This is a genomic window from Halomonas chromatireducens, assembly GCF_001545155.1.
GTDB lineage: Bacteria > Pseudomonadota > Gammaproteobacteria > Pseudomonadales > Halomonadaceae > Halomonas > Halomonas chromatireducens.
The window spans coordinates 1,427,228-1,444,720 of the sequence record NZ_CP014226.1; the positions used below are offsets into that span (position 1 = coordinate 1,427,228).

The following is a 17,493-nucleotide window of genomic DNA, read 5'->3' on the forward strand; positions in this document are numbered from 1 at the left end:
CGGCGCCACAGGAATTCAAGGTATGGATATTCTTACAGTAATGGAGGTTGTCCGCCAGATCTCGACCCGATTTATCGTTGTACAATTCCTGTATCATTGATCCGGCGCTTCGAGCTTAACGTTTCGAGGCAACCTTTTCGAGACAGCAAAAGGAGAGTGGCGATATGCGCGAACGCGGAAGAACACGACGTCTGCTGGGGCTTGGCGCCCGCACGGGTGGCGCCGTGATTCGCACGCGTCTCGGTGGCCAGGCCGACTGGCGCGCGCTGGGCGAAGCGCTGTTCGAGGGACTCTCCGAGCTGAAGGGGCCGGCGATGAAGCTGGCGCAGATCATGGCACAGTGGGACGACCTGCTGCCGCCGGATCTCGTCGACGAACTGGCGCGCCTCCAGCGTCAGGCCGAGCCCATGCCCTGGGAGGGCATCCGGCGCACCCTGGTCGAGCAGTACGGCGATCCGGATACGCTCTTTCGCGAGATCGAGCAGCGCCCCTTCGCCAGCGCGTCCATGGGTCAGGTACACCGGGCAGTCACCCATGACGGTGAAACGTTGGTGCTCAAGGTGCAGTACCCGGGGCTGCCCGAGATCCTTGAGGGCGATCTGGCGCAGGTGCGGCGCATGATGCGGCTAGGACGCTGGCTCAAGGTACCCCAGGCACGGCTCGATGCGCTGTTCGAAGAGCTGGCCGCCGGCCTGCGCAATGAGCTGGACTATCAGGCCGAGGCCCGGGCCCTGGCGCGCTACCGGGAACGCTATGCGCATCTCGACGGCCTGGTGATTCCCGAGCCGCTCCCCGAGCTGTCCGGTCCCCGGGTGTTGGCCATGCGCCACGTGGCAGGCACGCCCCTGCGTGAACTGGAGGCGGGAGACGATGCCACGCGCCAGCGAATCGCCACGACGCTGGCTGACTGGGTCACCGAAGAGCTGTTCACCCACCGCGAGCTGCATGCCGACCCCCATGCCGGCAACTTCGCCGCCGATGAGCAGGGGCGGCTGGTGATCTATGACCTGGGGGCGGTGATACCGGTCTCCGATGCTCATCTCAAGGCGATGATGGCGCTGCTCGATGCTGCCCTGGCCAACGACCCCATGGCCATGGACGATGCCCTGCGACAGCTTGGCGGACGTCAGGGGCAGGGAGCGCCCCTGGCGCTGTATCGCGAGGCTGCCGAGGCGGTGGCGCCGCTGTTCGAGCCGGGCGAGCAGGATTTCGCCGACGTGCGGATGCATCGCCAGTTACGGGATCTCAGCCCCAAGGTGTGGGCGGCCATGGACAGGCTTCAGCCCCCGGCAGACATCCTGCTCCTGTCACGCACCCTGAACGGCCACTACTGGAATCTCGTGCGTCTCGGTGCAAGGCTGGACATGGATGCTCGTACCCGGCCATTACTGGAGTGGGCGCGGGGCTGAAGAGAATGGCCCAATGGCTTCCTGCCAGGGCCTGGGTTCGCAACCCACATGAAGCGGCGCTTCCCTGTTAGAATATGCGGCTTTCGGGATTGGCGGAGACGGCGATGCTGGCAGTATGGGTGGAACAGCTTCTGGGCTTTGCCTCGGGGGCGCTGGCGGCGATCCGTGATGACGAGCAGTATCCTGCGTTCATGGCCTGGGCGAGAGAAGAGGGCGCCGTCCTGATGGGTGGCGACCTGGCCATGGCCCAGGCATTGGCTCCCGAGCTGTGGTGCCAGACCCCGCTCGAACGTGCCGGCTTTGCCTGCGAGCCCCTGGCGCGCCCGGGGCGCAATGAGCCCTGCTGGTGTGATTCAGGGCGCAAGACCAAGCACTGCTGCGGTGCGGTGGCGATGCCTGCCGACGTCCCCGATCATCTGATGTGGATGCTGTCGCTGCGAGACTGGAAGGGGCCGACCCTGAAGGCAGCCCTGGCAAGCGGGCGCGCACCGGCCCAGGCACTGCTCGAAGCCGGCCTTATCGCCGCAGAGACCGGTCAGCGGGGGCGTGCCCAGCAGATCCTGGAGTCACTGTTTCATCGCGGCGACTGGTCGCGGCTACCGGTACAGGCCGAGCCGGCCTTCGAGCTTCTGATTGACCTCTACCAGGAGCGCGGATTCAACCGCAAGCGCGCGGAGCTGCTCGATGAGGTGCTGGACCGCGGCCCGCTGTTTCTGCGCGGCGTGGCGTTGGAGCGTCTCTGCCTGATGCACCTGGACAGCGATGACCTGGACAGCGCCAGGGAGGCCTTCGTGCGCGCCCAGCAGGCGCTTCCCGACTCGCCTACCCTGGCCTATATCGAAGCCATGCTGCTGCTCCACGAAGGCCATGAGCAGGAGGCCGCGGAGCGTGCGCGCTTCTGGTTTCGCAGGCTCGAGCGCCAGGGCGAGCTTGAGCCCGACCAGATGCAGTTCCTGGCCGACCTGGCCGAAAACCCCGGCGCCACCCTGGCCGATCAGTTGCTCAACGCCGAAGAGGACCTGGCGGAGCCGCTGGCCGCGCTGCAGGCCCTGCTGGCCGAGCTGCCGCCGGCCCCGGGGCTGGATATCCGTCATGGCGATGAAGGCGGGCTGGAATACCACAGCAGCGCCCGAGAAGACACGCTCTTTGCCGCCTGGCAGGTGCATTTCGAGGTGGCAGTCGATGAGGAGAGTGCCTTGGGCTTCGAGGGGGAGCCCTGGGTTGAAGCCGGTACCTGGCTGCGCCAGCTCTGCGCCCATCCAGAATGGCTTGATTCACCCCGCGTCGTCCAGGCGCTGGCACTGGCGTTGACCAGCCGTTTCGGCAGCTTGCCGTGGATGTCACCGAGTCTGTTCGAACCGCTTGCCGACCGCCTGGAACGTTGGCTCGAACGCATCCGCGGCGAGGGTGACGGCCCCTTCCTGTGGGACAATGCCGACAACGCGGTGCTGCTGCGTACCGGCCTGGCGCTGGTAGTGGGTATGGAGCGCGGTGCCAGGGAGCGTTCTCGCCGACTGGCCGAGCGGCTGTTGACGCTGGATGACCAGGACAGCCTGGGGCTGCAGGAACTGGTCCTCGACCAGTTGCTGCGAGAAGGACGCGACCAGGAGGCGCTGGCGTTGACCGAAACGCGGCGTGAGGAGGAGCCGGTACTGGGCATGCTGATGGGGCGGGCGCTGGCTCTCTATCGCCTATCGCATGAGGAGGAAGCCGAGGCGATGCTGCAAGAGGTGACCAGTCACAACGCGCATGCCCTGGCCATGCTCTGCGCCGACAACCCTCGCCCCGTGCGTACCGGTCAGGATAGCGTGGCCGAACCGGGAACCCGAGCCGAAGCCTGGCAGTACCGCACCCTGATGCGCGACCAGTGGCGCGCTACCCCCGGCGCCCTGGCCTGGCTGCAGGCCAACCTGTCACGCTGATTTACGTGGCCTGCTTGAGCAGGCCGCTCTTCCACTCTTCGCTCCCGCCCCCCTCGCCTCAAGACTGGCATTGTCTCAAAGACTATCGTTGCCCAAGCGGGCCAGGCTGTGTTGCCTGGTCGCTCGATGTCAGGTTGCCGGGGCCGAGGGGCGCGGTACCAGCTCCGGGTCGCGGCTTATCCAGATCGCCAGTGCGATGGCCGGCAAGCCCAGGGCCGTGGCGATGACGAAGAAGGTGGCGTATCCCTCCGCCGCTACTACGAGACCGCCAAAACCGCTCAGGAACTTGCCTGGCAGTGTCATCAGCGAAGAGAACAGTGCGTACTGGGTCGCCGTGTAGGCCCGGGATGTCAGGCTTGAAAGGAAGGCGATGAAGACCGCACTGGCCAGGCCGTTGGCGAGGTTGTCACCGACGATGGCCATGACCAGCATTGGCAGGCTCTGGCCGGCCAGAGCCAGGGCGGCGAAAAGCAGATTGGTCAGCGTGGCCGCTGCCGCGCCCAGCACCAGTATCGGCCCGATGCCGTAGCGGGCTACCAGCAGGCCGCCCAGGATACCGCCGCTGATGCTCATGGCGATGCCGAAGACGTTGGTCACATTGGCTATGGTGGCCAGCGAGAAGCCCAGGTCGATATAGAGCGGATTGGCCATGGAGGCCATGGCCAGGTCGCTGATTCGGAATACCGCGATGAACACCAGTAGCCAGAGCGCCTTGAGCCGGTGACGCGAGAGAAAGTCGGTGAAGGGGCAGACCACGGCGCCGATCAACCAGGCTCCCAGGCGACGCAGATGGCGCGGCTGGCCGCGGCTGGCGCGAATGAAGGCACGTACCCGAGGTTCATGGATCAGTTGCGTCGTCAGTGAAAGGCGCTCCGGCTCCGGGCGCACCAGTACCGTGATCACACCGATACCCACCAGAGCAGCCATGGTCAGGTAGGCGGCCTCCCGGGAGATCCAGGACGCCACGTAGAGGGCGCCGGCGCCGGCGGCCAGCAGGCCGCCGCGATAGCCGATGATATAGGTCGACGCCATGGCCGCCTGGATATCGTCCGGGGCGGACTCGATGCGAAAGGCATCGATGGCGATATCCTGGGTGGCCGAGCCGAAGGCCACCAGCAGGGCGAAGGCGGCCACCAGCATCAGGTTCTGGTTGGGGTCAAGGCTGGCGAGTCCGATGAGGCCGGCGGCGATCATGGCCTGGGCCAGCAGCATCCAGCCACGTCGTTGGCCGAATCGGCGGGTCAGCACGGGCAGGGCCAGGCGGTCGACAATGGGCGCCCAGAAGAACTTGATGGAGTAGAGAATTCCGATCCAGGAGAAGAAGCCGATGGCGGCGACTTCCACCCCGTCGCTGCGCAGCCAAGCGGAAAGCGTCGAGAAAACCAGCAGGAAAGGGAGTCCGGCGGAGAAACCCAGGAAGAGCATGGTGATGACCGGCGCACGCAGATAGATGGCCAGGGCGGAACGCCAGCTGCGACGGGCGATAGGGATGGACATGCGGTATGCCGCTCCTTGTGGCTCGGCAGCCCCGGGGGCCGCCCGAAAACGCTTAACAATGTTAGAATGACCACCGCTCGGCGGGGTGAGCGGCATGCAGTGGCTGTCCGATTGTTGCAGAGCCCCGACAGCGTTACCAGCAGGATATCTCGATCAGGAGCCCTTCATGAGTGATTCCACATGCCCACCGGCCGCCGCCGAGGATGACCTGCCGCGCTGGTATGTCATCCAGTGCAAGGGAGGGGAGTCCTTTCGTGCCGCCGAGCATCTGGGGAACCAGGGCTATGACCTCTTTCACCCAGTGCTGGAGGTGCAGAAGAAGCGGGGGGGGAAGCTGGTCTGGTTGAATGAACCACTGTTTCCCCACTATCTATTCATTCGCCTTGATCGCGTTGCCAGCAACTGGCGTCCGATTCGTTCCACCCGCGGCGTACTTAAGATCGTTACATTCGGCGATAAGCCATTGCCGGTAGAAGATGCCCTGGTCGACACGCTGCGCGAGAAGGGGATCGGGGATCTGAATGCCACCGCCAACGTCTATTTTCGCGCCGGCGAGATCGTCGAGATCACCGAGGGCCCCTTCAAGGATCTCCAGGCGGTCTTTTCCAGCCACAAAGGCGAGGAGCGTGCCATCGTCCTGCTCAATCTGCTGAACCGCCAGCAGCGACTGGTACTGCCCGTGGCTCAGCTGCGCCCCCAGGACTGAGTCAGGAAACGCCCAGATAAATGAAGGAGAAAGCCATGACAATCGCCCCGCAACGTGTCGTTACGCTGCACTATGTGCTGAGTGACGAGCAGGGCGCTGTGCTCGATGACTCGCGGGCCAGAGCGGTACCGCTCGAGTACCTGCATGGCCATGACAACATCATGGCCGGGCTGGAGCGTGCTCTTGAAGGGCGGCAGGAGGGCGCACAACTCACGGTGACCCTGATGCCTGCCGAGGCATACGGGCTACGTAACGAGGCGCTGGTTCAGGAAGTGAGCCGCGCCGCCTTTCCCATGGATGACCTGACTCCCGGAATGCGGTTCCAGACGCCGGGTGATGACGGCCCTCAGATCGTTACCATCCTGGAGGTCGCCAGCGACACGGTGAAGATCGATACCAACCATCCGCTGGCCGGTCGCACCCTGCACTACCGGCTCGAGGTTCTTTCGGTGCGCGAGGCCAATCGTGCCGAACTGGCCAAGGGTCATCCCCTCCCGCCGGATGTCGACCCCTCTCAAGTAGAGGATCGCAAGGTACCCTGAGCCCAAAGGCAGCCAAAAACTGACCTGCATCAAATTTGGCGCCATGCTCGAGGGCGGCCAGATACAAAATTGATACAGGTCAGTTTTCCCCCGGCGTTGACGCGCTACAGTTCACTCATCGCATTGGAGACGGGGGAGAGAACACCATGTACTGGGATGACGCAGTTATTTTCGGCTTGGTCACCGTCGCAATGATGATCGCATTCATGGCAGGTTGGGTCGGTTTCGTGATTCGCGACCATCGTCGCAAGAAGAAGCACTGAGCCAAGCTGCACAGCAAGTCGTCAGGGGAGGGGGGATTTTATCCCCCCAGTAGCCGGCCCGTCAGGGCCGGCATTTTTATGTCGGCATGATACACTCTGGCAAAATCCGGTAACAACGATTCGTAACAACTGTCGGTAACAACAAGAAACAAGCGTTCCCCACCCGAAGGACGGAGACCACCCATGACATCTTCGCGACCTTTCATCTGTCTGGCGGCATGGCTGGCAGCAACCCTGCTGTTGTCTACCCCCGTTGCCGCGGCCAGTCCCGACCAGATTACGTTGCAGCACAACGATGAGGAGATCCATCTCTCCGTCGATGACCTGCGTGAGCAGGCCGATGTCGAGTTCACCTTTTTCGACCCCTACCTGGCGGACGAGGTCGCGATACGCGGCCTGATATTTCGCGATCTGCTGGTAGCGCATCTCGGTGGCGTGCCGGAGACCCTGCATTTTTACGCCTGGGATGACTATGACGTCGCTCTAGGTGGCTGGGACGATGACAACTGGATCCTCGTCACGCACCAGAACGGAGAGCCCCTGACGTTGCGTGACCGGGGGCCGATACGACTGGTCGAGCGAGACTACGGTGACCGGGATCCTGCGAATCTGCGCAATTTCAACGACTGGGTCTGGATGATCAAGCGTATCGAGACGGTGCCGTGATACCAGCCCCTCGCTGGAGACGGCATCTGGGGTGGCTTTGGCTAAGCCTGATGAGCTTTACGCTCTTGATGCTGCTGATCGCCTACCAGACCCGCTGGGTCTATCCCGAAATACACGCCTACTTCAGTCAGGCCGGTAACCTGACTGGTCAGCAGCTTGCCACTCGCTCCCGCGACTACCTTCAGGAGAGCCTGGATATCCTGCTTGCAAGTCCGGTAGACGATGACGGCAGGGATCGCGCGCATTTTCATCTGGAACTGGCCTATAGCCTGTTTGACATAGGCCTCTATCGCAACGAGTACAGCTGTACGCGACCGAGCCTGGCGGCGCTCGATGAGCTGAAGGTGAAGCTCCGCTCGGGAGAGAGCTTGCTGCCCGGAGACCTACGCCACAGCCTGCTGAGCCCGATTCGCTGTCTCACCGAAATCGAAATGCACCAACTGGATCGGCGTAGCAGCGTCACGGCAGCCTTCGTTGAAGACACTCGCCGACATCAGGGGCAGGTCCTGATCGGCAGCGTGGTCATCTTCGTGCTAGGCCTGGCTTTCTGGTGGATGCATGAGCGTCATCGGCGCAGCGCCGAACGTGCCACCCGGGAAAGCCTGGAATGGATGGCTCGTGCGCTCAGCGATCCGCTGACAGGCGTTGGCAATCGTAGCGCACTTCATCAGGATGTGCTGGCCAGCAAGGGTCAACCCATGGGGCTGATTCTGATCGATATCGACTTCTTCAAGCAGTATAACGACCACCTCGGGCACCCTGACGGGGACAAGCTATTGCGACACCTGGCTCATCTCATCGATGAGACGTTGGGTAGACAGGCACGACTCTATCGCATGGGCGGTGATGAATTCGCCGCCCTTATCGACTGTGTCGACGATGATGTACTGGCAGGGCACTGCGAGAGATTGGTGAAGGAGCTGCGTGAGGCGGCGCTGGAGCACCCTGCACATCCCGGTTCACCCACCGTCACCTTCAGCGTGGGGGCGGCATGCTTTATTGCAGGCCAGGCGGGTTTCGATGCCGGCTATGCCGCCGCGGACCAGGCCCTCTACCGGGTCAAGGCCGGCGGACGTGACGGGTGGCAGGTGGCAGAAGCGAAAGTGGTTGCTGACAGCGGCGACCTGAAGCTCGAACGCAGCTGATGCTGAAGGAATCAGCCAGGCACCAGCCAACGCGCGTCGTGAGCAACATTCGCCCCGCCGGCTGTGTGCCGGTACGTCAGGTGGTCGGCGGCGGGGTTTGATAACGCATGATCTCACCATGTAATGGCGCCAGGCGCCTCAGCAGCCTGTTACGCGCCCCCAGAGCAATTCCCTCGTCGATCATGGCCTGCTCCATATGGCCCACCAGGCGGTTGAAGTCGGCGTTGTCGATGCCCATGTGCTGATGCGCGCGATCCATGGGCGGGCCCTGGTAGTGGCAGGGGCCATCGGCCAGGTCGCATAGCTGCTCTTCCAGCGAAGCGACGAAGTGGTCGATATTGGTGTGGGTGAAAAAGCCGATGAGCTGTGGGTCGTCGGCGATGCGATACATGAGGCTTTCGACCACCATGGCCACCCCCGGCTTGCCACCGAGCTGCTGGTAAAGTGTGGGCTCGGCTGGGCGCTGAGCGCAGCCGCCCAGCAATAGCACCATTGCAAGGGCTGTCGTCCACAGGGCTTTCATGCGCTTTTCTCCAGGAACACTCTTCACCAATATGATTCAGCACCCATAGGGCTCAGAAGGCGAACTGTATCGATAGATAGCCGCCGCGCTGACGATCGAGCCCGGCGATCGACCCAAGGTCCAGTGCGGCAGCTGTCAGCGACAGGTGGGGGCTGAAGAAGTAGGCCGAGTAGAGGCTGCGCCAATCGTCTTCACGGGCAAAGGAGAGGTTGTCGGGCATCTGTCGATATTCCGCCCCGACGACCCAGCGCCGGGTCAGGAAGATCCCGGCCGCGCCTTCCGCTACCAGTGAGCGTCCCCCCTCCCTATCGCCCCCAAACCCCAGCAGGCCACCCTGGTTGGCAGACGTCGAGCGCAGGGTTAGGTTGAGCAGCAGGTTTCGCTCGGCGACGGCGGCAAGCAACAGCTTGCTGCCGCTCAGGTAGATGTCGCTTCCCCGCGTGCTGGTGGCGCCCACTGCCAATGGCAGGGTGCCGTCCTCCAGTTGCTTATGTTGCACGCCCAGGCTCCATATCCCCCAGGGGTGGTAGATCAGGTCGCCGACCAGCCGCAACTTGGCGCCCGCGACCTGCTGCTCGAGGCGACCGCCCAGCGTGTCCAGGTCAAGGCGCTGGCGAGCAAGACTGAGTTCCAGGCGGTCATGCAGATTGAGGGCAACACCGCCCACCGTCAGTCGATAGTCCCTCAGTGGTGCGACGCTGGCGAAGGCGGTCGCGGCCAGTTCGCCCTCGCTGGCGTTGCCCGCCAGGACACCCCATGGCGACAGGCCGCCACCGGCGGCTCCTTCGATCTGGCTGACGCCGCCGGTGGCGAGCAGGCGGCTACCGGCGAGGGCGGGGCCGGTGATCAGATACAGGGCGAGCAGTACGCTGGCCAGCATCCATGCCGGCAGGACGGAGCGGCAAGTCGTCATTTGGCATGCCTTATCGCGGAGAGGGGGAATGGGTTATTGCCACCCAGCCATTCGATCACGCTGTCGGCGGGCAGGGGGCGAGCGATCCAATACCCCTGCAGGAAGTCACAACCGTACTCCTTCAGAAGCCCCGCGCTGGCGGCATTCTCGACCCCTTCGGCCACGATGCGTAGCCCCAGGCTATGGCCCATTTCGATGGTGGAGCGCACGATCGTGGCGTCATCATCTTCACTGTCGAGCTGGAGGATGAAGGACTTGTCGATCTTGAGTTCGCCAACCGGCAGCCGTTTGAGCTGTGCCAGCGAAGAGTAGCCAGTGCCGAAGTCGTCTACGGATATTGTCAGGCCCGCCTGCCGCAGGCGGTTGAGTGAGTGGCTGGCCAGGGTCGCGTCCTCCATGACGGCGCTCTCGGTGATCTCGAGTGCCAGCTGGTCGGCTTGCAGGCCATGGTGGCGCAGGTGGTTGAGCAGCAGGGCGACCAGGTCGGCATCGCCGAGGTCCGCGGCGGAGAGGTTGATCGCCACGGAGAGACGCTGTCCCTGGCGCTGCCAGGCGGCAAGCTGGCTGCATACGGCGTTGAACATCCAGCGGCTCAATGGCCGTATGTTGCCGGAGCGCTCGGCCAGGGTGATGAACTCATCGGGAGGAATAAAACCGAGGGAGGGGTGCTGCCAGCGCATCAAGGCCTCGAATTCCACCACCTCACCGCTACGGGCATCGATCTTGGGCTGGTAGACCATGTGCAGCTGATCGCAGGTCACGGCGCTCTGCAGGTCGCGGATCAGAGTCAGCTGGCGCAGGTGCTCCTCGTCCTGGCCCTCGAGGTAGCGTTGATGGCTTTGGTGTCGAGCACTCGCCGCATGCAGGGCGATATCGGCCCGGCGCAGCAGCAGGTTGACGTCGTTGCCATGGTCAGGGTAATTCGCTTCGCCAACGAGCAGGTCCGGATGGATTGGCGATCCATTGAGGTCGATGGGTTGCGAGAGCCCTGCCAGAAGTGACTCGACCCAGCGGTCATCGCATGCCGAGACATCGACCACCAGCAGGAACTCGTCCGTACCGAGGCGGTAGGCGTTGCGCACGGGGGAAGGGAGGTCTCTGAGCCGCTGGGCCAGGGTGATCAGCACGCGATCGCCAAGGGCGTAGCCAAAGGTGTCATTGATGCGCCGAAAATCGAGTATCTCCATGCGTAGCAGGCTGAACCGGGTCTGCTGGCGGATCAGAACCTCGATATCATCCTGGGCCGAGCTGCGATTGGGCAGGCCGGTAAGCCGGTCATGGCGGGACTGATGCAACAGGCTCTGCTCGCGCTGGCGGATGTCTTCCTGCATGGAGAGCAGCGTACCCGCCAGAAGGCCTATCTCGCCATGCGGGGTTACATCCACGCTTTTCAGATTCTGTCCCCGACCGATATTCCTGGCGGCATCGGCCAGTACGCTCAAGGGGCGGCTCATGCTTCTTGCGCTCCAGGCCGCCAGGGCCGCCGTTAAGAGCAGGATCACGGCGATAACGCCACCCAACTGCCACTGCAGATCGCGATAGGCGCCGAGGAGGCTGGAGCGGGATGCCTGGACGACCGCATAGGTTTGGTTGCCGGCATCACTTTGCAGGAGCTGTGCGCGAGTCAGGTAGCGATCGTCCTCGGTGAAGGCGCTTGTCTGAAGGAAGCGCCCGGAATCGAGCTCGGCGGTGAGTCGTTGGAGGGCTGCGGCGTCGAGGTCCTCCCGCGACGAAACCCGGTGCCCCGGCCCATCGCTGCTATTCCGATGGGTGATGAAGCTGATGTCCAATCGGGTCAGGGCGTGGATCTCGCTGGCCAGTGCCTGGTCGATCTTGAAACCCATGCCGACCCAACCGATCAGGTTGGGAGCACGTACTGGCAACAACACGAACTCGTAGGGCTTACCCTCCTGAATGACGACCTCGACGGCTGCACCCGTCTCCCGCGCCTGCTCCCAAAGCGTGGGGAAGGGCATTGCCGTTCCCTGGGGGTGGTGGCTGCTTGCCAGCAGTGTGCCGTCGAGGTCGCCGAGCAATACCATGTCGGCACCGGCGCGATCGCCGTGATTGGCGAGCACCGACTGCAGCGTGCCGGTGTCCCGGGTGGCGACAGCACTCTTGAAGCCGAAGTCATTGGCGAGGATCTCGACGTTGCCTTGCAGGAATCGGCCGCGCTCGTCGAGTACCTGCTCGAGGACGCGGAGCCCGACGCCCAGGTCGCGATTCCCTTTTTCCAGCGCATCCTGGGAGATCGCGCGCAGGAGTGCACCGCCGGTGACCAGCTGTGACACCACCACAACCAGCAGCATGACCACCAATAGGCGCAAGCGGAATGTCATATCGCCATCTCAGTTCTGCTCGGCATGCTGTTGGGCGGCATCGCGGAAGCGCTGCTGCAGGGGGGAAAGCGTCTCTGGCGGTGGCGGCGTTCCCTCGAGCGACAGCGACACCGTCAGTGACTGACCGACCTCCACGCTGCCTTCCCACCAGTGCTGGTGGGTATCCGATAGCTGAGGATGCCAGACGCGCACATCGTGGCTGCCTGTGGGCAAACCATCGAACTCGGCCACGCCATCGTCGGCGGTGACGGCGACATGCAGGGCATCGCTGACGACGATGAAGGCCTGCATCTGATCATGAATGTTGCAGCCCAACACCACGACACCGGTACGATCGAAATGCACCGGAGGCGGTGTCTCCTGCAGATAGAGCTCAAGGTCGAAGACCTTTGCCGGGGAAAATGAGTAGACGTGATGCCGGGTGGTGTCGCGGTTGGGAAAGCTCACTGCGCTGTCGGTAGGAATGACCGAAACGTGGGGGTGGAAGGCCGCGTCACGCTGCATGACCTCGGCAGACTGCGTCGGCTCCGCAGTACCGGTCTGGATCTCGACCACGGCATTCTCAAGCGGGTCACCGCTGTTCGCATCGATGATGACGATGCGGGTGGCCTGTGCGGCCGGGGCCAGCAGTCCCAGGCAAAGAAACAGCCAGGCGGCCCTGGCGAGTATGCCGCACGGGTGGGTCATGGAGGGCTCCAATGGCTGAGAATCGTCGGGGCATGTTGCCTATCCCATATCGGCAGATACGCCTGGAAGCTTGAACAGGGGCTCAGGTTCAGGGAGCGATCCACCAGTGGCTGCGCCATGCGGCCATCACTCGCTCAGGATACCAGGTCTGGCCCAGGCTGCCGTTGTAGCGGGCAAGCGCCCTGGTGAGATCGCCGCGCTCCACGGCCAGGTAGTGGGCGAGGATGGTGCTGCCGTAGCGCAGGTTGAGCCAGGGGTCCTTGAGCTCATCCGCCGGTCGGCCGAGTTCGCGAATCCAGAAGGGCATGATCTGCATCAGCCCCACGGCACCGGCCGAGGAGACGGCGTCGGCGCGAAAGGCGCTTTCCACCTGGATCACCGCCAGCACGATTTCCGGCGACAGGCCTGCCAGGCGAGACTCGTGATAGATGCGCCCGAGCATCTCCTTACGCAGTTCGGCGTCCGAGACGTAGCGGGCCAGGCGCGGCTCCATCGTGTTCATCCACTGGCGTGCCGCCCATACCGACTCCGCCGGCAGCTCCGCCGTGGTGACTGCGTCGAGGGTCGCCCGCAGCGAGGGGGGAATGTCCGGCAGCACCTGGACCCGGGGCTCCGTCGGCTGGTTAGTTGATGGTGGGCTGTTCGTGGAGAGGGCGCCGATGAACCCTGGCTCATTGGCGTCGGCACCCTCATTTGCCTGGGCGCCGCCTGACAGCGGCAGGGAGATCAACCCGAGCATCAGCCAGGCGGCGAATGGCGGCATGTCCTAGCCTTCAATCCGCTCGCGGAGAAACGAGAGGATGCTGTCTGCCGGCACCATGGTCGCTTCACTGTCGCGACGGCCCTTGTACTCCAGCTCGCCCTTGTCCAGGCCCCGGTCGCCCACCACCAGGCGGTGGGGGATGCCGGTCAGCTCCTGGTCGGCGAACTTCACGCCCGGGCGCAGGTCGCGATCGTCCAGCAGCACGTCGAAGCCGGCGGCGGTGAGTTCGGCATAGAGACGCTCGGACTCATCGCGAACCCGCTGCGACTTATGTGCGTTCATCGGCACCAGGGCAATGTGGAAGGGAGCGATGGCATCGGGCCAGATGATGCCGCCGTCGTCATGATTCTGTTCGATGGCAGCGGCCACCACGCGGGTCACGCCGATGCCGTAGCAGCCCATCCAGGGGTGGGCGGCGCGGCCAGAGTCGTCGAGCACCGTGGCGTTCATGGCTTCGGAGTACTTCTTCCCCAACTGGAAGACGTGACCCACCTCGATGCCGCGCTTGATGGAGAGCGTGCCCTTGCCATCCGGCGAGGGGTCGCCCTCGACCACGTTGCGCAGGTCGGCAACCTTGGGCAAGGGCGCATCACGCTCCCAGTTGATGCCGAAGTAGTGCTTGCCATCGACGTTGGCGCCGGCGCCGAAGTCGCTCATCAGCGCCACGCTGCGGTCGATGATGATCGGCATGTCGAGATTCACCGGGCCGAGCGAGCCAGGACCGGCACCTACCACGGCACGGATCTCCTCCTCCGTGGCCATGGTCAGCGGCTCGGCCACCTCGGGCAGGTTCTCCGCCTTGATCTCGTTGAGCTCATGGTCGCCACGCACCAGCAGGGCGATCAGGCCGCCCTCGGCGGCACGCACCATCAGCGTCTTGATGGTCTTCTCGATGGGCAGGCCGTGCTGCTCCACCAGGGCGGCGATGGTTCTGGCATTCGGTGTATCAACCAGCCGCAGCTCTTCCTGCGGTGCCGGACGCTCCGGTGTCATCCCCAGCGGCGCCGGCAGGGCTTCGGCCTTCTCGATATTGGCGGCGTAGTCGGACTCGTTGGAGAAGACGATGGCGTCCTCCCCGGAGTCGGCCAGCACATGGAACTCGTGGGAGTCGGTGCCGCCGATGGCGCCGGTATCGGCCAGTACGGGACGGAAGTCCAGGCCCAGGCGGGTGAAGATGCGCACATAGGCATCGTACATCGCCTGGTAGGTCTCCTTCAGGGAGGCCTGGTCGATATGGAAGGAGTAGGCGTCCTTCATGATGAACTCGCGGGAGCGCATCACCCCGAAACGCGGGCGGATCTCGTCGCGAAACTTGGTCTGGATCTGGTAGAAGTTGGCCGGCAGCTGCTTGTAGCTTGCCAGCTCGCGGCGCATCAGATCGGTGATCACCTCTTCATGGGTGGGGCCGACGCAGTAGTCGCGCTCATGGCGGTCCTTCAGGCGCAGCAGCTCGGGGCCGTACTGTTCCCAGCGGCCGGACTCCTGCCACAGCTCAGCGGGCTGCACCGCCGGCATCAGCACCTCCTGGGCACCGGCGCGGTCCATCTCCTCGCGCACGATTCGCTCCACCTTGCGCAGCGTGCGCAGACCGACCGGCAGCCACGTATAGAGGCCGGAAGTGAGGCGGCGGATCATGCCGGCGCGCAGCATCAGCTGGTGGCTGATCACTTCGGCGTCGGCGGGTGTTTCCTTCAGGGTGGCGATCAACAGTTGGGTGGCGCGCATGGGTCCGGCGTTTCCTTCCAGCATGGGCTTGACATGAGTCGGCGTGCCGCGACGAGCGGCGTTCGGGGCATTGTACGGGCAACGGGTAGCGGCGGCAAAAGAGTGAGCTGGTGAACAGGCGAGGAGCGCCGAGGACAGGCCGAAGAGGAGGTCATTTGCCATGGATGGCAAATGTAGCGCCCAGGGAGGGGTTCACAGCGCCTCCTCGCAGGCCTGTCGTCGGATCAGCTCCGGGCGAATATCATGCCAACGACTTCAGCCAGAACACCATCGGCTTGTCGGTCTCCTCGGGCTCGCCGACCTCCTTCCAGTGGAAGGTGGTGGCGAGCTCGGGGTGGCGCTCGTAGCCCCGCGAGCGCCAGAAGCCGTGCAGCGGCACGTAGCCTTCGGGTTTCAGCGGGTGGTCGTCGGGGCGCTCCACGGCACAGAAGGCCACGGTCGAGAAGCCACGCTCGGCGGCATGCCGTTCCCGGGCCTCCATGAAGGCCTTGCCGATGCCGCGGCCACGGTAGTTCGACAATAGCACCGACTCGCCATAGTAGAACACGCTGCCGATATCGAAGCCGGCCCGCTCGAAGGGCGCGCGGAATTCCGCCATGTCGGCGGCCAGCGGCATGCCGGTGGACGCGCCCACCAGGGCGTTGGCCTCGAAGGCCAGCACGAACAGGCTCTCGGGGCACTCCGCATAGCGGCGCAGGTAGTCGGCCTCATAGGTGAGGTCGCCGTCGTAGAGGTAGGGAAAGTCGCGGAAGACGCGAATCCTCAACCGGGCCAGGTCGTCGAGGTGGGGCGTGATGGCGCTCCCCTGGCAGGTACTGATGGTGATCTCGGCCATGGGTGCCTCCGTGAAAATGCTAAACGCTTGTATGAAGAACGGCTATGGTAGACTCGCTTCGATTCTGACTCTCGGTGCCTTGTCCAGCAATGCCACAGCATCGATGACATCCCTTTCCGGAGACCCTGTCATGAGCCCAGCCATTAAGCCCAGGCTTCGTCGTACCCTGAACGGCCTGGTGGTCGGTATTACCATCACGGCGCTGTCAGGCTGCGGCACCCTTTTCCATCCCGAACGAAAGGGGCAGTTGGACGGGCGCATCGACCCCGTGGTGGCCATCGCCAATGGCGTGGGCCTTTTGTTCTTTATCCTGCCCGGGGTAATTGCCTACGCGGTGGACTTCTCCAACGGCACCATCTATCTGCCAGGTACCCAGACCGCCGGTGTGGATGCGATGCCGCTCGACGAGAACATGGATGTCGCCGCCCTGGAGCAGCTGCTTTCCGAGAAGACCGGCAAGAGGGTCAGCCTGGATAGCGAGCTGCTCCTAGTCGAGGAGGTCGATTCACTCGACGAGGCCCTGGCCCTGGTGCGCATGTCCGGCATCAACGACAGTGAGCGCCTGGCTACCATGTAACGGGCGGCCTCGTGCCAACAGCGTCATGCCTGAAACGCCACCCCAAGGGGTGGCGTTTTGCTATCGGGGCTCCAGCGCTGTGAGTTCATCGGGTCGATAGCGTGCCAGAAGTGCCCAGAGGATCGCGGCGGTCTCGGCGTCGGGCCGGCCACGATAGTCGTCAGGACGAAAGCGCATCTGAAAGGCGCGAAGTACCGCGCGAGTCTGTGAATCCAGTTCGTCGCTTACCACCAGCGGATAGCCCCAGGCCTGGAGCGCCGCCTGCAGCGTGGAGAGCTCGGGCAGCGCCTGGTCGAAGCGGTCGCGATAGCGTGCCACGGTGGCCTCTTCGGGCCATACGCCGACACCCGCTTCGTAAAGGGCATGCCAGGGAAACGCCGGGCCCGGGTCGATCTTGCGCGTCGGCGAGATATCTGAGTGGGCCACCACGTCGGTGGGATGGATATTGTGTCGCTCGATGATATCCCGCGACAGGGCGATCAGCGCCTGGATCTGTGCCTCGGGGTAGGGTGCCCAACCGATCTCCACCACCGCCTCGGGATGCTGCTCCAGCAGCCGCTCCACCTCGGCGTAGGGGCGATCGGGGCCGGTGTTGACGATCTCGATGCCGACGGACGTATCGTTGATATTGGTGCGGCGCTTCCAGGCGCTGGCCCCGGCGTGCCAGGCGCGGCGCTCCTCGTCGACGAGCTGGTAGACCAGCGGCTGGCCGCGATGCTCCCGTGCCGGTAGCGGCAGCAAGTAGTGGCTGCTGACCCGAGGGCCGGTGAGCACGGCGAGCGACTCCGCTTCGTCCACATCGGTGTAGTGCATCACCAGGTGCCGTACCCGGCTGTTGTGGGAAGGTGCTACATGGGTGTGGTCCACCACATAGCCGGGGCGTGGCTCCAGGGATCCTGTTTCCGGCCCTAACCCCGATCCCGCACAGGCGGCGAGCAGCAGGGACAGGGAGGCAATGGCAACGCGCTTGCGCCACATGGT

At 64.0% G+C, this 17,493-nt stretch carries 17 protein-coding genes; 8 read left to right on the top strand and 9 right to left on the bottom strand.

The window, feature by feature from the left end:
* Positions 1-164 precede the first annotated feature (164 nt).
* Entirely contained in the window at positions 165-1,409 is a 1,245-nt protein-coding gene (locus LOKO_RS06700; RefSeq protein WP_066446692.1) for an ABC1 kinase family protein, read from the top strand.
* Positions 1,410-1,513: 104 nt separating this feature from the next.
* The gene (locus LOKO_RS06705) at positions 1,514-3,331 is read left to right on the top strand and encodes an SEC-C domain-containing protein (RefSeq protein ID WP_066446695.1); all 1,818 of its coding nucleotides are present in this window, start codon (positions 1,514-1,516) and stop codon (positions 3,329-3,331) included.
* A gap of 129 nt (positions 3,332-3,460) precedes the next feature.
* On the opposite strand, the gene LOKO_RS06710 is transcribed toward LOKO_RS06705, so the two are convergent.
* Positions 3,461-4,828: an AmpG family muropeptide MFS transporter gene (locus tag LOKO_RS06710; RefSeq protein WP_066446698.1), complete on the bottom strand. Its 1,368-nt coding sequence runs from the start codon at positions 4,826-4,828 to the stop codon at positions 3,461-3,463.
* 166 nt (positions 4,829-4,994) lie between these two features.
* Here LOKO_RS06710 and rfaH point away from each other — a divergent pair, with 166 nt between their 5' ends.
* The 5 genes from rfaH to LOKO_RS06730 all read left to right on the top strand — a co-directional run bounded on the left by rfaH (position 4,995) and on the right by LOKO_RS06730 (position 8,150).
* A complete protein-coding gene (rfaH, locus tag LOKO_RS06715; RefSeq protein WP_066446700.1) occupies positions 4,995-5,534 on the top strand; it encodes a transcription/translation regulatory transformer protein RfaH in 540 nt (179 codons plus the stop codon).
* 35 nt (positions 5,535-5,569) lie between these two features.
* Positions 5,570-6,076 (top strand): FKBP-type peptidyl-prolyl cis-trans isomerase, encoded by a 507-nt coding sequence (locus LOKO_RS06720; protein ID WP_066446703.1) that lies wholly within the window; start codon positions 5,570-5,572, stop codon positions 6,074-6,076.
* 146 nt (positions 6,077-6,222) lie between these two features.
* Positions 6,223-6,339 (top strand): cytochrome c oxidase subunit CcoM, encoded by a 117-nt coding sequence (gene ccoM, locus LOKO_RS20490; protein ID WP_305038517.1) that lies wholly within the window; start codon positions 6,223-6,225, stop codon positions 6,337-6,339.
* 183 nt (positions 6,340-6,522) lie between these two features.
* Positions 6,523-7,005, top strand: coding sequence for a hypothetical protein (locus LOKO_RS20120; RefSeq protein WP_235588959.1), 483 nt, complete (start codon positions 6,523-6,525; stop codon positions 7,003-7,005).
* 50 nt (positions 7,006-7,055) lie between these two features.
* Positions 7,056-8,150: a GGDEF domain-containing protein gene (locus tag LOKO_RS06730; RefSeq protein ID WP_066446704.1), complete on the top strand. Its 1,095-nt coding sequence runs from the start codon at positions 7,056-7,058 to the stop codon at positions 8,148-8,150.
* 76 nt (positions 8,151-8,226) lie between these two features.
* On the opposite strand, the gene LOKO_RS06735 is transcribed toward LOKO_RS06730, so the two are convergent.
* The 7 genes from LOKO_RS06735 to LOKO_RS06765 all read right to left on the bottom strand — a co-directional run bounded on the left by LOKO_RS06735 (position 8,227) and on the right by LOKO_RS06765 (position 15,935).
* On the bottom strand, positions 8,227-8,673 hold the full coding sequence (locus LOKO_RS06735; protein WP_066446706.1) for a group 1 truncated hemoglobin: 447 nt from the start codon (positions 8,671-8,673) through the stop codon (positions 8,227-8,229).
* Positions 8,674-8,725: 52 nt separating this feature from the next.
* Positions 8,726-9,586, bottom strand: a complete 861-nt coding sequence (locus tag LOKO_RS06740) for a DUF3034 family protein (RefSeq protein WP_066446709.1) — start codon at positions 9,584-9,586, stop codon at positions 8,726-8,728.
* Positions 9,583-11,925 (bottom strand): bifunctional diguanylate cyclase/phosphodiesterase, encoded by a 2,343-nt coding sequence (locus LOKO_RS06745; RefSeq protein WP_066446712.1) that lies wholly within the window; start codon positions 11,923-11,925, stop codon positions 9,583-9,585. Before LOKO_RS06745 ends, LOKO_RS06740 begins: the two co-directional genes overlap by 4 nt.
* A 9-nt stretch (positions 11,926-11,934) precedes the next feature.
* Positions 11,935-12,612 (bottom strand): Cupredoxin, encoded by a 678-nt coding sequence (locus LOKO_RS06750; RefSeq protein WP_066446716.1) that lies wholly within the window; start codon positions 12,610-12,612, stop codon positions 11,935-11,937.
* Between the two features lie 88 nt (positions 12,613-12,700).
* The gene (locus LOKO_RS19280) at positions 12,701-13,375 is read right to left on the bottom strand and encodes a lytic transglycosylase domain-containing protein (RefSeq protein ID WP_417935383.1); all 675 of its coding nucleotides are present in this window, start codon (positions 13,373-13,375) and stop codon (positions 12,701-12,703) included.
* Between the two features lie 3 nt (positions 13,376-13,378).
* The gene (locus LOKO_RS06760; protein ID WP_066446718.1) at positions 13,379-15,100 is read right to left on the bottom strand and encodes a proline--tRNA ligase; all 1,722 of its coding nucleotides are present in this window, start codon (positions 15,098-15,100) and stop codon (positions 13,379-13,381) included.
* A 241-nt stretch (positions 15,101-15,341) separates the two neighbouring features.
* Positions 15,342-15,935, bottom strand: a complete 594-nt coding sequence (locus LOKO_RS06765; RefSeq protein ID WP_066446721.1) for a GNAT family N-acetyltransferase — start codon at positions 15,933-15,935, stop codon at positions 15,342-15,344.
* A 130-nt stretch (positions 15,936-16,065) separates the two neighbouring features.
* Here LOKO_RS06765 and LOKO_RS06770 point away from each other — a divergent pair, with 130 nt between their 5' ends.
* Complete coding sequence (locus LOKO_RS06770) at positions 16,066-16,512, top strand: hypothetical protein (protein ID WP_066446723.1); 447 nt, start codon at positions 16,066-16,068, stop codon at positions 16,510-16,512.
* Between the two features lie 60 nt (positions 16,513-16,572).
* Here LOKO_RS06770 and LOKO_RS06775 read toward each other — a convergent pair whose 3' ends face one another.
* Positions 16,573-17,490: an N-acetylmuramoyl-L-alanine amidase gene (locus LOKO_RS06775; protein ID WP_066446725.1), complete on the bottom strand. Its 918-nt coding sequence runs from the start codon at positions 17,488-17,490 to the stop codon at positions 16,573-16,575.
* Positions 17,491-17,493 lie beyond the last annotated feature (3 nt).

What these genes read in the sequence shown, in the direction of transcription:
- LOKO_RS06760 (WP_066446718.1), bottom strand. Translation starts at nt 15,100, where the DNA reads ATGCGCGCCACCCAACTGTTGATCGCCACCCTGAAGGAAACACCCGCC.
- LOKO_RS20120 (WP_235588959.1), top strand. Translation starts at nt 6,523, where the DNA reads ATGACATCTTCGCGACCTTTCATCTGTCTGGCGGCATGGCTGGCAGCA.
- rfaH (WP_066446700.1), top strand. Translation starts at nt 4,995, where the DNA reads ATGAGTGATTCCACATGCCCACCGGCCGCCGCCGAGGATGACCTGCCG.
- ccoM (WP_305038517.1), top strand. Translation starts at nt 6,223, where the DNA reads ATGTACTGGGATGACGCAGTTATTTTCGGCTTGGTCACCGTCGCAATG.
- LOKO_RS06720 (WP_066446703.1), top strand. Translation starts at nt 5,570, where the DNA reads ATGACAATCGCCCCGCAACGTGTCGTTACGCTGCACTATGTGCTGAGT.
- LOKO_RS19280 (WP_417935383.1), bottom strand. Translation starts at nt 13,375, where the DNA reads ATGCCGCCATTCGCCGCCTGGCTGATGCTCGGGTTGATCTCCCTGCCG.
- LOKO_RS06750 (WP_066446716.1), bottom strand. Translation starts at nt 12,612, where the DNA reads ATGACCCACCCGTGCGGCATACTCGCCAGGGCCGCCTGGCTGTTTCTT.
- LOKO_RS06705 (WP_066446695.1), top strand. Translation starts at nt 1,514, where the DNA reads ATGCTGGCAGTATGGGTGGAACAGCTTCTGGGCTTTGCCTCGGGGGCG.
- LOKO_RS06730 (WP_066446704.1), top strand. Translation starts at nt 7,056, where the DNA reads ATGAGCTTTACGCTCTTGATGCTGCTGATCGCCTACCAGACCCGCTGG.
- LOKO_RS06710 (WP_066446698.1), bottom strand. Translation starts at nt 4,828, where the DNA reads ATGTCCATCCCTATCGCCCGTCGCAGCTGGCGTTCCGCCCTGGCCATC.
- LOKO_RS06765 (WP_066446721.1), bottom strand. Translation starts at nt 15,935, where the DNA reads ATGGCCGAGATCACCATCAGTACCTGCCAGGGGAGCGCCATCACGCCC.
- LOKO_RS06735 (WP_066446706.1), bottom strand. Translation starts at nt 8,673, where the DNA reads ATGAAAGCCCTGTGGACGACAGCCCTTGCAATGGTGCTATTGCTGGGC.
- LOKO_RS06770 (WP_066446723.1), top strand. Translation starts at nt 16,066, where the DNA reads ATGAGCCCAGCCATTAAGCCCAGGCTTCGTCGTACCCTGAACGGCCTG.
- LOKO_RS06775 (WP_066446725.1), bottom strand. Translation starts at nt 17,490, where the DNA reads ATGTGGCGCAAGCGCGTTGCCATTGCCTCCCTGTCCCTGCTGCTCGCC.
- LOKO_RS06740 (WP_066446709.1), bottom strand. Translation starts at nt 9,586, where the DNA reads ATGACGACTTGCCGCTCCGTCCTGCCGGCATGGATGCTGGCCAGCGTA.
- LOKO_RS06745 (WP_066446712.1), bottom strand. Translation starts at nt 11,925, where the DNA reads ATGACATTCCGCTTGCGCCTATTGGTGGTCATGCTGCTGGTTGTGGTG.
- LOKO_RS06700 (WP_066446692.1), top strand. Translation starts at nt 165, where the DNA reads ATGCGCGAACGCGGAAGAACACGACGTCTGCTGGGGCTTGGCGCCCGC.